The following is a 12,734-nucleotide window of genomic DNA, read 5'->3' as shown; positions in this document are numbered from 1 at the left end:
TTCGGAAAAATAACAGCTAATTATCTTTAGTAAATCAGGGAAATATAGAGTTATGTATAGACATTGCGTTCGATCATCTTTTCAGCGCGCTAAAACCGATCGACAGCAAAAAAAGAAATATCAGCAGAAGGTGGCAGAGATAACAAAATAGCCGGTGTCGACGACGAGGCCGACACCGGAAGCAGATTATTGCTCGGCAGCCCACGCGGCGACAGTGGCTTTGGCCCCCAGCCGCTGCAGCGCCAGATAGGCGCGGGTCACCGCCGAGACGAAACGGGGCTCCTGCGGCAACGCCAGGCCGAAGATCGCCTCAATACCCAGCAGCGCTTTCACCCGAGCTTCACCCTCGGCGCTGGCCGCCACCGCCTGTTGGATAACCGGCAACAGCGGATCGCAAATCTCAATCGGCTGGCCGGCATCGTCAACGCCGCCCACATAGCGCATCCAGCCCGCCACACCGAGCGCCAGCAGCGTGAAATCTTGCTGGTGCGCCAGATGCCAGCGTACGGAGTCCAGCATGCGCTGCGGCAACTTCTGGCTGCCGTCCATGGCTATCTGCCAGGTACGGTGCTTCAGCGCCGGATTGCAGTAGCGGTCAATCAGCAGACTGGCGTAGCGCGGTAGATCCACCCCCTGCACTTTCAGCGTCGGCGCCTGTTCGTCCAGCATCAGCGCCAGCGCCGCGCGGCGGTAGTTATCATCCTGCATACAGTCGTTGATGTGCTGATAACCGGCCAGATAGCCCAGGTACGCCAGGAACGAGTGGCTACCGTTGAGCATCCTCAGCTTCATCTCTTCAAAAGGCACCACATCGGCGACCAGTTCCGCTCCCGCTTTTTCCCACTGCGGACGTCCGGCAACAAAGTTATCCTCAATCACCCACTGCCGGAAAGGTTCGCAGGCCACCCCGGCCGGGTCGCGCACGCCGGTCAGTTGTTCAATTTTATCGAGGGTTTCCGCGGTAACGGCCGGGACAATGCGGTCCACCATGGTCGATGGGAAGGTGACGTTCTGTTCAATCCAGGCCGCCAGCTCCGCGTCCAGCGCCCGGGCGTAGGCGCAGACGACATTGCGCATCACGTGACCGTTTTCCGGCATGTTGTCGCAGGACATCACGGTAAAAGCCGGCAAGCCTGCCGCCCGACGGCGAGCCAGAGCCTCCACCACCACGCCCGGCGCCGATTTTAGCTGGCGCGGGTTGTGCAGATCGGCGACGATCAGCGGGTGATCGAGCTGCAGCTCGCCGCTGGCCGGCGAATGACAATAACCTTTCTCGGTAATGGTCAGGGAGACAATGGCTACCTGAGGCTCACACATCGCCGCCAGCACCGCTTCGAGGCCATCAACCTGGGCGTGCAGCGCCTGCTTCACCACCCCAACCACGCGTGCGGTCCAGGCGTCGGCGGACATTTCGGCCACAGTGTACAGCCGATCCTGCTGGCGGAGGTCGGCGATCTGCTGCTCGCCGCCGATGAGATTGACTTCGGTATAGCCCCAGTCGCTGCCATGTTCACTGGCAAGAATATCGGCATATACCGCCTGATGGGCGCGGTGGAATGCGCCAAAACCAAGGTGCACGATACGGGGGATCAGCGCGCTGCGATCGTAGCCTGGCAGCATGGCGTTGGCGGTTAAAAGGGTGTTTTCCATGATGACTCTCGTTGTTATGTGTCTCATCAACCATTCTCGGGGAGAACTCTCGAGGAGAATGCCTTTGTGTCTCAACCATCGCACGCAATTGGTATAACATCTTTGATTTCTGTCAACTACCATACAAGAAGATATGATCGGTTCGCTGCCGGGAGTGAACCGTCACAAAATCATCGCTGATGGAATGGGAAACAGTCGCCGCGAGGAAATAAAAGAAGTCGACGAATGACACACCGGCCACGCGTCCCTGCGGGCCTGTCATTTAACCGGGAGTCCGGTCTGGCGGTTAGTCGATACGGGTTTTAACGATAAAGAAGTAGCACAACGCCCCGGTGAAGGTCACGCCGGCGGCGATCACCAGCGCCAGATTAAAAGAATGAGTGGTATCCACCACCCACCCGGTGACGATCGGCGCAAAGGAGGCAAACACAAAGCTGCCAAAGTTCTGGATCGCTGCCACCGAAGCCACTTTATGCTCTGCCACCAATACCTGCACCAGCCCCCAGGCCGACGTCCCGGCAAAATGGACGCAAAACAGCGCCATGGAGATAAAAGCCACCGCCTGGGTCGGCGTGGAGGATTGCACCACCAGCAGGGTGCCCAGGGCCGACAGCACCAGACCGATCACGATCGCCGTTTTCCGGGTTTTCGCCAGATCGTAACCTCTGCGCGCCAGAGCATCGACCACCAGGCCATTGACCCACATCCCCACCGCCGCCGCAAGGAACGGGATCGCCGCCACCCAGCCGGTACGGGCCAGACTTAACCCCTGCTGCGCCTGCAAATAGCCGGGCAACCAGGCGATATACAGCCAGCCGGTGTAGTTCACACCGGAAAAGCCCAGAATCATCCCCCAGGTGGTGCGCCGTTTAAACAGAGCCAGCCATTCGCTAAATTTCAGCGCCGGGCGGGCCACCTCCTCGCTGGCCAGATACTGCTGCTCCTCTTCCTGCAGGGTGAAGTGCCGGCGATTTCGGTAGCCCACATACCAGCACAGACCGACCAGGATACCGGCTAAGCCAATCACCACAAACATCGTTCGCCAGCCCCAGGCCAGTTGCATAATAACCAGAGCCGGTGGCGCAATGGCCTGCCCCAGCACCGTCGAGGAGTTAAATATCCCCACCGCCGTACCGCGCTCTCTTTGCGCATACCAGTCATTGATTGATTTCACACCGGCGGGCATAAATGGCGCTTCACCAATCCCGAGGCCAATGCGCAGCAGAATAAAATGCGAGAACGAATTGACCATCCCGGTCAGGGCCTGCATTGCGGACCAGAAAATCAGTCCGGCGCCGAGCACAATGCGCGGTCCAACGCGATCCAGCAATATTCCCGACGGCAATTGTGCGAAGCCGTAGGAGAGCGAAAAGGCGGAGAGCAGCACCCCAAACTCGGTGGCGCTGAGTCCCAGGTCGGCGCGTATCGCCTCCCCGGCGACGCTCAGCGAAGAGCGGTCAAGAAAGTTGACGATACCGGCGATAAACAGCAGCGTCAGGGTGATCTTCTGCACCCGACGGATACGCAGCGGCGTCGCCCCCGTCCGGGCGGCAAGTGTCTCGATAGCCATCGTTGTTCCTTACAGAGTCATAACAAAAGAGAATGTCTGATAAGTAAGGCAACAGGTCGACTACCATACAAGAATTAAGGTTTAAAAAAGTGGCAGCGATCACACAAGGCGAGCTCAGGCCCGCCCCCAGCCCGCTACGATGATCAGCATGCCGCACAGGGCGATGATCGCCCCGGCCCAGTCGTAATGGCTGAGCTTGACGCCATCCACGACCCGCAGCCAGAGCAAGGCGGTACAGACGTACACCCCACCGTAGGCGGCATAGACCCGCCCGCTGGCGGCAGGATGGAGCGTCAGGAGCCAGACGAACAGCGCCAGCGCCAGGCCGGTGGGGATCAACAGCAGCGGCGTGGCCCCGCGCTTTAACCATAGCCACGGCAGATAGCAGCCGATGATTTCGCACAGGGCGGTGGCAAAGAACAGGAGCGTTGTTTTGAGCATTAAAAGATTCGTAAATGAGACAAAGCGTTGAACCATTCTACGCGATAATGGCTTCTGCCCCACGCTGTTTTGTCGGCTATGCCCGGCAAAAGAGCTGTAGTAAACTTAGCCTGAGGGTTAACCCATCACTTAAAGGAAATCGTGATGAACATGACACTGAACAAACGCTGGTGCCTGACCGCCATTCTGGCGTTGAGCGCCGTGGTCTATACCTCCAGCTCCTTCGCCGCCACCGACCGGCTGGTGATTGAATCTGGCGACAGCGCGCAAAGCCGTCAGCAGGCGTCGATGGAAAAAGAGCAATGGAACGACACCCGCAGCCTGCGCCAGAAGGTCAATAAGCGGGCGGAAAAAGAGTGGGACAAAACCGATGTCGCCTTCGACGCGCAGGATAACTGCCAGAAGAGCGCCAACGTCAATGCCTACTGGGAGCCGAACACCCTGCGCTGCCTTGACCGCCGCACCGGCCGGGCAATCAATCCCTGATCCGCTTCCTGTCAACGCTGGCGCCTGCGGGCGCCGCCTTTCATAACGCGCTGTTCAGCTTTAACCACAGGATTACCCATGACCGACGCGCTACACGTCAAACTCCGCCCCCTCGAACGGGAAGATTTGCGCTTTGTCCACCAGCTCGATAACAACGCCAGCGTCATGCGCTACTGGTTTGAAGAGCCGTACGAGGCCTTCGTTGAGCTCTCCGATCTGTACGACAAACATATCCACGATCAAAGCGAGCGTCGCTTTGTCATCGAATGCAATGGCGATAAAGCCGGGCTGGTAGAGCTGGTTGAAATCAACCATGTTCATCGGCGGGCCGAGTTCCAGATCATTATCTCACCGGACTTCCAGGGAAAAGGCCTTGCCACTCGCGCGGCGCGGCTGGCCATGGACTACGGTTTTACGGTTCTTAATCTGTATAAGCTGTATTTGATTGTCGATAAAGAGAATGAAAAAGCGATCCATATTTACCGCAAGCTCGGCTTTATCGTCGAGGGTGAACTCATCCATGAGTTTTTCATTAACGGCGAGTACCGCAACACCATTCGCATGTGTCTGTTCCAGCACCAGTATCTGGCCGAACACAAAACCCCAGGACCGGCCCTGCTGAAGCCGACGGCTCAGTAATAATCAATGCGGTTCTTGATGGTGTAATGGCGTGTCAGCGGCGGCTGCACGCTTTCATCAATCACCTGCAGCTCACAGCTCAGCGGATTGTCGTGGCGATCATAGTCGCAGGTCTGGCGTACCGTGCCCAGTGTGCGTTCGTTGAAGGTGCTGATGGCGGTATAGTCCATTTTCTTGCGCGGATCTTTCGACGGCGTGGAGGCGACGGTAAATTGCTCTTCTTTGGCGGTGGTGGTTTTTCCCAGCGGATAGCCATCGCTGTCATAGCGGTAGGTGGCGGTGGTCTCTTTGCCGCGGGCGCGAATAATAAAACCGTTATCATCCGTCTCCCAACTCACCCCCGTGGCGGGCATCTCTGCCAGCTGACACTTGCCCTGCAGGCGCAGTCGCTTCTCGTGGGTGCGCCCATCGACGTAATAGTTGGCATCCAGCAGCAGCGTGGCGCCGGTATTGTTCTCCACATCTTCCAGGGTCAGCAGATCGAAACATCCCTCTTTTGACAGCTGAGCACTCACCTTCTTGACCACCACATCGTGTTCATCCAATAGCGTCTGGCTAAAATCTTTCACCGGCCCGCGCAGCGGATCGAACTCAAACTCATTGGAAAAACTCGCCATCTCCGGGGTGAAGGCTTCCGGAGCGCTTTGGCGGTCACACGCCGTCAGCAGCAGCGCTGCCGGGATCAGCCAATACAATCTTTTCACAGGCGATTCCTTTTGTGTACATCAGATCATATTAGCAAATACAATTGTTTACACCAGTTCTGCTATGCTTAATTCTGGATAACATCGATAAGGAGTGTAAGATGAAACTATCCCTCTGGACAGGCGCTGCACTACTGCTGTGCTCCACGACCGTGCTGGCAGCCCCCGACTCATGTGAACGGGTCAAAAGCGACATCCAGCAGAAGATCATCAACAATGGCGTACCGGAAACCGCCTTCAGCCTGGCCATTGTGCCAAACGATCAGGCAGACCAGCCCGGGGTTCAGGTGGTCGGTCATTGCGCCAATGACACCTTCAAAATCACCTATACGCGTAACAGCGACAGTCCCGCCGAAAACGACGCTCAGTAAGCCCACTTCGGTTTCAAATGAAAGATCTTATCCCTGCATTGACCAGGGATAAGATCTGCTGGCTACCCATAACGTATTATCGCTCACCCCTGCGTCTGTTAATGACGTGGCGGCCCTTCTCCGCACAGCATAACTATCATGGAGTGAGCAATGTCGAATCAGGAATCCCCCGGCGGCGTCTCCCGACGCGCGCTACTCAAATCCACAGCCCTCAGCTCTCTGGCGCTGGCCGCCGGCGGGCTTACCCTGCCCTTTACACTGCGCAGCGCCGCGGCAGCAGTACAACAGGCTACCGGCGACAACACCCGCATTGTCTGGGGCGCCTGTTCGGTCAACTGCGGTAGCCGCTGCGCCCTGCGGCTGCACGTGCGGGATGATGAAGTGGTTTACGTCGAAACGGATAATACCGGCGACGACCGCTACGGCGACCACCAGGTCCGCGCCTGCCTGCGCGGGCGCTCTATTCGTCGGCGCATCAATCATCCGGATCGCCTTAACTATCCCATGAAGCGCATCGGCAAGCGCGGGGAAGGCAAATTTGAACGCATCAGCTGGCAGGAGGCGCTGGATATCCTCGCTGACCGTCTGAAAAGCACCGTTGCCCAGTATGGCAATGAAGCCGTGTACATTAATTACTCTTCGGGGATCGTCGGCGGCAACATCACCCGTTCGTCGCCTTCAGCGTCGCCGGTAGCGCGGCTGATGAACTGCTACGGCGGCTCGCTTAACCAGTACGGTACCTACAGCACCGCACAGATTGCCTGCGCGATGCCCTATACCTACGGCAGCAACGACGGCAACAGTACTTCGGATATTGAAAACAGCAAGCTGGTGGTGATGTTCGGCAATAACCCGGCGGAAACCCGGATGAGCGGCGGCGGCATTACCTGGTATCTGGAGCAGGCTCGCGAGCGCTCTAACGCGCGGATGATCGTTATCGACCCGCGCTACACCGATACCGCCGCCGGTCGGGAAGATGAGTGGATCCCTATTCGTCCCGGCACGGACGCCGCGCTGGTCGCCGGTATCGCCTGGGTGCTGATAAACGAGGATCTCGTCGACCAGCCATTCCTCGACAAATACTGCGTTGGCTACGATGAGAAAACGCTGCCGGTCGGGGCGCCGGCAAACGGCCACTACAAAGCGTATATTCTTGGCGAGGGTGACGACGGCGTCGCCAAAACGCCGCAGTGGGCCTCGCGTATTACCGGCATCCCCGCCGATCGCATCATTAAGCTGGCGCGCGAAATCGGCATGAGTAAACCGGCTTATATTTGCCAGGGCTGGGGACCGCAGCGCCAGGCCAACGGCGAACTCTCCGCCCGCGCGATCGCCATGCTGCCGATCTTAACCGGCAACGTCGGCATCAACGGCGGCAACAGCGGCGCCCGCGAATCAACCTACACCATCACTATCGAACGTCTGCCGGTGCTGGAAAATCCGGTGAAGACCGCCATCTCCTGCTTCACCTGGACCGACGCCATCGCTCGAGGCCCGGAGATGACCGCCACCCGCGACGGCGTGCGCGGCAAAGAGAAGCTGGATGTGCCGATCAAGTTCCTGTGGAACTACGCGGGCAACACCATCATCAACCAGCACTCCGACATCAATAAGACCCACGAGATCCTGCAGGACGAAAGCAAGTGCGAGACCATTGTGGTTATCGACAACTTTATGACCTCGTCGGCGAAATACGCCGACCTGCTGCTGCCCGATCTGATGACCGTTGAGCAGGAAGATATTATTCCCAACGACTACGCCGGCAATATGGGCTATCTCATTTTTATCCAGCCTGCTACCTCGGCGAAGTTCGAACGCAAACCGATTTACTGGATCTTAAGTGAAGTGGCGAAACGGCTCGGCGACGACGTGCATCAACGTTTTACCGAGGGGCGCACGCAGGCGCAGTGGCTGCAGCATCTGTATGCCAAAATGGTGGCGAAAGACCCGGCGCTACCTGGCTACGACGACCTGAAACAGATGGGCATCTACAAGCGTAAAGATCCGAACGGCCACTTCGTCGCCTATCGCGACTTCCGCCGCGATCCTGAAGCGCATCCGCTCAAAACCCCGTCCGGCAAAATTGAAATCTACTCCAGCCGTCTCGCCGAGATCGCCGCCCACTGGCAGCTGGAGAAAGACGAAGTTATCAGCCCGCTGCCGGTCTACGCCTCCACATTTGAAGGCTGGGACGATCCGCTGCGCAGCCAGTATCCGCTGCAGCTGTTTGGTTTCCACTATAAAGCGCGCACCCACTCCAGCTACGGCAACATCGATGTATTACAAGCGGCCTGTCGCCAGGAAGTGTGGCTCAATCCGCTTGACGCAGAAAAACGCGGGATTAAAAACGGCGATATGGTGCGCGTCTTTAATCAGCGCGGCGAAGTCCGTCTTCCGGCGAAAGTGACGCCACGCATCATGCCGGGCGTGTCGGCGATGGGCCAGGGCGCCTGGCACGACGCGAATATGGCCGGAGACCGGATCGACCATGGCGCCTGCATGAATACGCTGACCACCCACCGCCCATCGCCGCTGGCGAAGGGGAATCCACAGCATACCAACCTGGTCGACATCGAAAAGGTTTAAGGAGTAAACCATGAGCACGCAATATGGATTCTTTATCGATTCCGCTCGCTGTACCGGGTGTAAAACCTGCGAACTGGCCTGTAAGGACTACAAGAATCTCACCCCGGAGGTCAGCTTCCGCCGCATCTATGAGTATGCCGGCGGCGACTGGCAGGAGGACAACGGCGTCTGGCAGCAGAATGTGTTCGCCTACTACCTCTCCATCGCCTGTAACCACTGCGAAGATCCGGCCTGCACCAAGGTCTGCCCAAGTGGGGCGATGCACAAGCGCGACGATGGTTTTGTGGTGGTCAACGAAGAGGTATGTATTGGCTGCCGCTACTGCCATATGGCCTGCCCGTACGGCGCCCCACAGTACAATGCCGACAAAGGCCATATGACCAAGTGCGATGGCTGTCACGAGCGCGTCGCCGAGGGGAAAAAACCGATCTGTGTCGAGTCCTGCCCGCTGCGGGCGCTCGATTTCGGGCCGATTGCCGAGCTGCGCGCCAAGCACGGCCAGCTGGCCGCAGTGGCCCCGCTGCCGTTGGCGCACTTTACCAGGCCGAGTATCGTGATCAAACCTAACGCCAATGCCCGGCCGTGTGGCGATACCACCGGTTATCTGGCAAATCCAAAGGAGGTGTGAGATGGGAAGCGGATGGCATGAATGGCCGCTGGTGCTGTTTACGGTACTGGGGCAATGCGTGGTCGGCGCGACCCTCGTCAGCGGGCTGGGCTGGCTATCGCTGACAAACCAGCGCGAAGCGCAGCAACGGCTGGTGCGCAGCATGTTTTTTATCTGGCTGCTGATGGGCATTGGTTTTCTGGCTTCGGTGATGCATCTCGGTTCGCCGCTGCGCGCGTTTAACTCGCTGAACCGCGTCGGCGCCTCGGCGCTGAGCAATGAAATCGCCAGCGGCGCCTTGTTCTTCGCCGTGGGAGGATTCTGGTGGCTGCTGGCGGTACTGGGCAAAATGCCAGCGGCGCTGGGTAAAGTCTGGCTGGTGATCGCCATGCTGTTGGGGCTGCTGTTTGTTCTGGCGATGACCCGGGTTTACCAAATCGATACCGTGCCAACATGGTACAATGGCTACACTACCAGCGCGTTCTTCCTGACGGTGCTCCTCAGCGGGCCGCTGTTCGCCGCCCTGCTGCTGCGGCTGGCGAAAGTCGACTTTAACGGCTGGTTTTTTGCCGGACTCAGCGTGGCCGCGCTGGCGATCGGCGCCGCCGTTATCATCATGCAAAGCGCCGGACTCAGTACCATTCACAGTTCAGTCCAGCAGGCAGCCACCCTGCTGCCAGATTACGGCACACTCCAGGCGTTACGCCTGATACTGCTGGCTCTCGGTCTTGGCTGCTGGTTGTGTCCGCTGATCCGCCGCCAACCGCCGCGCGCTACGGGGCTGCTGATCGGCCTGCTGCTGGTCTTGATCGCGGAATGTATTGGTCGCGGCCTGTTTTATGGTCTGCATATGACTGTCGGTATGGCGGTTGCCGGTTAATGAGACGGCGCGCTGGCGCGCGCCGCAGAAAGGAATAAGTAATGATGCCGATCCCAAACCGCGACGCTGTCGCGTTAAGCGCCCGCACCCTGGGCGCGCTGTTCTCTTATGCGCCGAATAGCGCGCACATTGCGCCGCTGGTCGCCGCCTTCCAGGACGGCAGCTGGCAGCAACAGTGGCCCTTCCCGGTAACCGCCCCACTGGCGTCAGCCTTTGCCGCGTCGACGGAAGAGTCATTACCGGAAGCCTGGCAACGCCTGTTTATCGGCCCGTGGGCCCTGCCGGCGCCGCCATGGGGATCCGTCTGGCTGGATAAAGAGTCAGTGCTGTTTGGCGATTCCACGCTGGCCCTGCGCGAGTGGATGCGCACGAACGGCATCGCACTGGACGCCGAGCGTAACGAACCGGAAGATCATTTCGGCACCCTGCTGCTGCTGGCGGCGTGGCTGTGCGAGACGGAGCAGGATGCGTTGTTTGCCCAGCTGCTGGCCTGGCACCTGCTGCCGTGGTCCGGGCGCTTCCTGAGCGTCTTTGTCGACCATGCCGACCACCCCTTCTACCAGGCGCTGGGTCAGCTGGCGCAGGCAACGCTGGCGCAGTGGCAGGAGAATCTGCCGATCGCCGTGGCGGAAAAAGCGCTCTATCGTTAACCCTTCACCGCGCCGGTATCCGGCGCGGTTTTATTTCGTCGCTTCCCAGCCCCTCACCCGCACTTATCGCTTTTGCATCTAAGGTTATTCCCTATCACAATAAGGCCATGTTTTCCGAACCTCGCCGTGACTGATGCACCGTCTTCATCCCTATCCTGATGTGCAGGTGATGTTTCGCCGCCTGCTGATCGCCACCCTGATTGGCCTTCTCGCCGCCCTGGCGGTGGCGCTGTTTCGCCATGCGATGGTGGTGCTGGAAACGCTGTTTCTCGGCAATGACAGCGGGAGCCTGGTCAACGCGGCGCAGTCGCTGCCGGCGTGGCGGCGACTGATTACCCCGGCGCTGGGCGGCCTGGCGGCAGGAACACTTCTCTGGCTGTGGCAGCGACGCAGCATCGCGCGCCCGCATGCCGCCACCGATTATATGGAAGCCCTGGAGACCGGCGACGGTTGCTTCGATATGCCGGCAAGCCTGGTGAAATCGCTGGCGTCATTGCTGGTCGTGGTCACCGGCAGCGCGATTGGCCGGGAAGGCGCCATGATCCTGCTGGCCGCGCTGGCGGCGTCGCTGTTCGCCCGCCGCTTCACGCCGCAGCCTGAATGGAAGCTGTGGGTCGCCTGCGGCGCCGCTGCCGGGATGGCCAGCGCCTATCATGCCCCGCTGGCCGGCAGCCTGTTTATTGCTGAAATTCTCTTTGGCACGCTGATGCTGGCCTCGCTCGGGCCGGTCGTTATCTCGGCGGTGATCGCCCTGCTGTTGACGCAGTTCCTCAACGGCGGCGCCGCGCCGCTGTACCACGTCGTCCTGCAGCAGAACCTCAGCGCGCTGCACTATGGTTTAATGCTGGCGACTGGCCTGCTGGCCGGGCTGTGCGGCCCGCTGTTTATCTGGCTGATGGACTACAGCCACCGCGGGTTCGTCAAACTGAAACTGACGCCGCCGTGGCAGCTGGCGCTGGGGGGGCTGATTGTCGGCGGCTTATCGCTCATCACCCCGACGGTGTGGGGCAACGGCTACAGCGTGGTGCAAAGCTATTTGCAGATGCCGCCGTCCGGCGTACTGCTGGCCGGCGTTTTCCTGTGCAAACTGCTGGCGGTGCTGGCCAGCAGCGGCTCCGGCGCGCCGGGCGGGGTCTTTACCCCCACGCTGTTTGTCGGCCTGGCGATGGGCATGCTCTTTGCCAGCGTCAGCGGGCTATGGCTACCGGGAAATGAAGAGATGGCTATGATGATCGGTCTGACCGGCATGGCGGCGTTTCTGGCTGCCACCACCCATGCGCCAATCATGTCGACCCTGATGATTTGTGAGATGACCGGGCAGTATGCGCTGCTGCCCGGCCTGCTGATCACCTGCGTGGTGGCGTCGGTGCTGTCGCGGACGTTACGCCGGGATTCGATCTATCGCCATCACGTTGCCGAGCATGTCTAAGTCGACGTAGCGGCTCAGCTCACGCTGTTCGGCGCGCGGCAGGTACGGCAGCTCGCCAATCAGCGGCGCCGGCAGCTTCTTACTGAGGACATCGATGATTTCAGCGTAGTGCGCGAGACCGGGGTTGATGCGGTTGGCCACCCAGCCGATCAGCGGCAGCCCGTCATTGGCGATCGCCTGGGCCGTCAGCAGCGCATGGTTGATACACCCCTCCTGGATCCCCACCACCATCAGCACCGGGAGCTGCTCCTGTACCACCCATTCGGAGAGCGGTCGCAGGTCGTTCATCAGGCTGCGCCAGCCGCCGGTGCCTTCAACCACCACGTGATCGACCTGACCGGCCAGTCGCTGCAAACCATCCGACAGCAAACCGTAGTTGATCGGGCAGCTGTGCGCCACGCTGCTTTCGTCTTCACTTAACGCTATGGGATTGACAGCCTCATACGGCAACGCCAGCGTGGAGACGCTCTGCAGCACCAGCGCGTCTTTGTTACGCAAACCGTCTGGCGTCTCTTTGCTGCCCTTCGCCACAGGCTTGTACCCGGCCACGCTTTTGCCTCTGGCAGCAAGTGCCTGCAACAGCGCACGGGAAACCACTGTCTTCCCGACAGAGGTGTCTGTACCTGTAATAAAGAAACGCTTAAACATCACTAACCCCACAGTTTTGTCGATGAAATATACGGGAGAGAAATAATCAACAGTGGGCAAAGTCTACGTGATG

General features: G+C 59.4%; 13 protein-coding genes. 8 read left to right on the top strand and 5 right to left on the bottom strand.

All coding sequences use genetic code 11. From position 1 onward, the window contains the following. Positions 1-186 precede the first annotated feature (186 nt). The 3 genes from A1WC_RS13665 to A1WC_RS13675 all read right to left on the bottom strand — a co-directional run bounded on the left by A1WC_RS13665 (position 187) and on the right by A1WC_RS13675 (position 3,697). Positions 187-1,650, bottom strand: coding sequence for a mannitol dehydrogenase family protein (locus A1WC_RS13665; protein ID WP_016160968.1), 1,464 nt, complete (start codon positions 1,648-1,650; stop codon positions 187-189). A 286-nt stretch (positions 1,651-1,936) separates the two neighbouring features. Further along, a complete protein-coding gene (locus tag A1WC_RS13670; protein ID WP_016160966.1) occupies positions 1,937-3,220 on the bottom strand; it encodes an MFS transporter in 1,284 nt (427 codons plus the stop codon). Positions 3,221-3,334: 114 nt separating this feature from the next. Then, complete coding sequence (locus A1WC_RS13675) at positions 3,335-3,697, bottom strand: YnfA family protein (protein WP_162493261.1); 363 nt, start codon at positions 3,695-3,697, stop codon at positions 3,335-3,337. Positions 3,698-3,805: 108 nt separating this feature from the next. On the opposite strand from A1WC_RS13675, the gene A1WC_RS13680 reads away from it, so the two are divergent. Together A1WC_RS13680 and speG are read left to right on the top strand one after the other, a co-directional pair. Continuing rightward, a complete protein-coding gene (locus A1WC_RS13680) occupies positions 3,806-4,147 on the top strand; it encodes a DUF1283 family protein (RefSeq protein ID WP_004206035.1) in 342 nt (113 codons plus the stop codon). Between the two features lie 78 nt (positions 4,148-4,225). Then, positions 4,226-4,786: a spermidine N1-acetyltransferase gene (gene speG / locus A1WC_RS13685; RefSeq protein WP_008805012.1), complete on the top strand. Its 561-nt coding sequence runs from the start codon at positions 4,226-4,228 to the stop codon at positions 4,784-4,786. Here the strand turns inward: speG and A1WC_RS13690 are convergent. After that, positions 4,780-5,490 (bottom strand): YnfC family lipoprotein, encoded by a 711-nt coding sequence (locus A1WC_RS13690; protein ID WP_008805013.1) that lies wholly within the window; start codon positions 5,488-5,490, stop codon positions 4,780-4,782. The genes speG and A1WC_RS13690 overlap by 7 nt on opposite strands. 101 nt (positions 5,491-5,591) lie before the next feature. Here A1WC_RS13690 and A1WC_RS13695 point away from each other — a divergent pair, with 101 nt between their 5' ends. From A1WC_RS13695 to clcB, 6 genes are all read left to right on the top strand, one after another. After that, positions 5,592-5,861: a DUF1161 domain-containing protein gene (locus tag A1WC_RS13695; RefSeq protein ID WP_008805014.1), complete on the top strand. Its 270-nt coding sequence runs from the start codon at positions 5,592-5,594 to the stop codon at positions 5,859-5,861. A gap of 150 nt (positions 5,862-6,011) precedes the next feature. Continuing rightward, positions 6,012-8,447, top strand: a complete 2,436-nt coding sequence (gene ynfE, locus A1WC_RS13700; RefSeq protein ID WP_016160965.1) for a selenate/tellurate reductase subunit YnfE — start codon at positions 6,012-6,014, stop codon at positions 8,445-8,447. A gap of 10 nt (positions 8,448-8,457) precedes the next feature. Further along, positions 8,458-9,075 carry a DMSO/selenate family reductase complex B subunit gene (locus A1WC_RS13705; RefSeq protein ID WP_016160964.1) on the top strand — a complete coding sequence of 206 codons (618 nt, stop codon included), beginning with the start codon at positions 8,458-8,460 and terminating at the stop codon, positions 9,073-9,075. Between the two features lies 1 nt (position 9,076). After that, on the top strand, positions 9,077-9,934 hold the full coding sequence (locus A1WC_RS13710; RefSeq protein WP_016160963.1) for a dimethyl sulfoxide reductase anchor subunit family protein: 858 nt from the start codon (positions 9,077-9,079) through the stop codon (positions 9,932-9,934). Between the two features lie 41 nt (positions 9,935-9,975). After that, positions 9,976-10,584: a Tat proofreading chaperone DmsD gene (gene dmsD / locus A1WC_RS13715; RefSeq protein ID WP_016160962.1), complete on the top strand. Its 609-nt coding sequence runs from the start codon at positions 9,976-9,978 to the stop codon at positions 10,582-10,584. A 133-nt stretch (positions 10,585-10,717) separates the two neighbouring features. After that, complete coding sequence (clcB, locus tag A1WC_RS13720) at positions 10,718-12,013, top strand: voltage-gated ClC-type chloride channel ClcB (protein WP_016160961.1); 1,296 nt, start codon at positions 10,718-10,720, stop codon at positions 12,011-12,013. On the opposite strand, the gene bioD is transcribed toward clcB, so the two are convergent. Continuing rightward, positions 11,966-12,661 (bottom strand): dethiobiotin synthase, encoded by a 696-nt coding sequence (gene bioD, locus A1WC_RS13725; protein WP_012541855.1) that lies wholly within the window; start codon positions 12,659-12,661, stop codon positions 11,966-11,968. The genes clcB and bioD overlap by 48 nt on opposite strands. Positions 12,662-12,734 lie beyond the last annotated feature (73 nt).

The organism is Klebsiella sp. KTE92, from assembly GCF_000398905.1.
Taxonomy (GTDB): Bacteria; Pseudomonadota; Gammaproteobacteria; order Enterobacterales; family Enterobacteriaceae; genus Klebsiella; species Klebsiella variicola.
This window is presented reverse-complemented; position numbering and strand designations above follow the sequence as displayed.

Bases quoted from the DNA above. Each gene is read 5' to 3' on its own strand.
- A1WC_RS13665 (WP_016160968.1), bottom strand. From the start codon at position 1,650: ATGGAAAACACCCTTTTAACCGCCAACGCCATGCTGCCAGGCTACGAT.
- A1WC_RS13670 (WP_016160966.1), bottom strand. From the start codon at position 3,220: ATGGCTATCGAGACACTTGCCGCCCGGACGGGGGCGACGCCGCTGCGT.
- A1WC_RS13675 (WP_162493261.1), bottom strand. From the start codon at position 3,697: ATGGTTCAACGCTTTGTCTCATTTACGAATCTTTTAATGCTCAAAACA.
- A1WC_RS13680 (WP_004206035.1), top strand. From the start codon at position 3,806: ATGAACATGACACTGAACAAACGCTGGTGCCTGACCGCCATTCTGGCG.
- speG (WP_008805012.1), top strand. From the start codon at position 4,226: ATGACCGACGCGCTACACGTCAAACTCCGCCCCCTCGAACGGGAAGAT.
- A1WC_RS13695 (WP_008805014.1), top strand. From the start codon at position 5,592: ATGAAACTATCCCTCTGGACAGGCGCTGCACTACTGCTGTGCTCCACG.
- ynfE (WP_016160965.1), top strand. From the start codon at position 6,012: ATGTCGAATCAGGAATCCCCCGGCGGCGTCTCCCGACGCGCGCTACTC.
- A1WC_RS13705 (WP_016160964.1), top strand. From the start codon at position 8,458: ATGAGCACGCAATATGGATTCTTTATCGATTCCGCTCGCTGTACCGGG.
- A1WC_RS13710 (WP_016160963.1), top strand. From the start codon at position 9,077: ATGGGAAGCGGATGGCATGAATGGCCGCTGGTGCTGTTTACGGTACTG.
- dmsD (WP_016160962.1), top strand. From the start codon at position 9,976: ATGATGCCGATCCCAAACCGCGACGCTGTCGCGTTAAGCGCCCGCACC.
- clcB (WP_016160961.1), top strand. From the start codon at position 10,718: ATGCACCGTCTTCATCCCTATCCTGATGTGCAGGTGATGTTTCGCCGC.
- bioD (WP_012541855.1), bottom strand. From the start codon at position 12,661: ATGTTTAAGCGTTTCTTTATTACAGGTACAGACACCTCTGTCGGGAAG.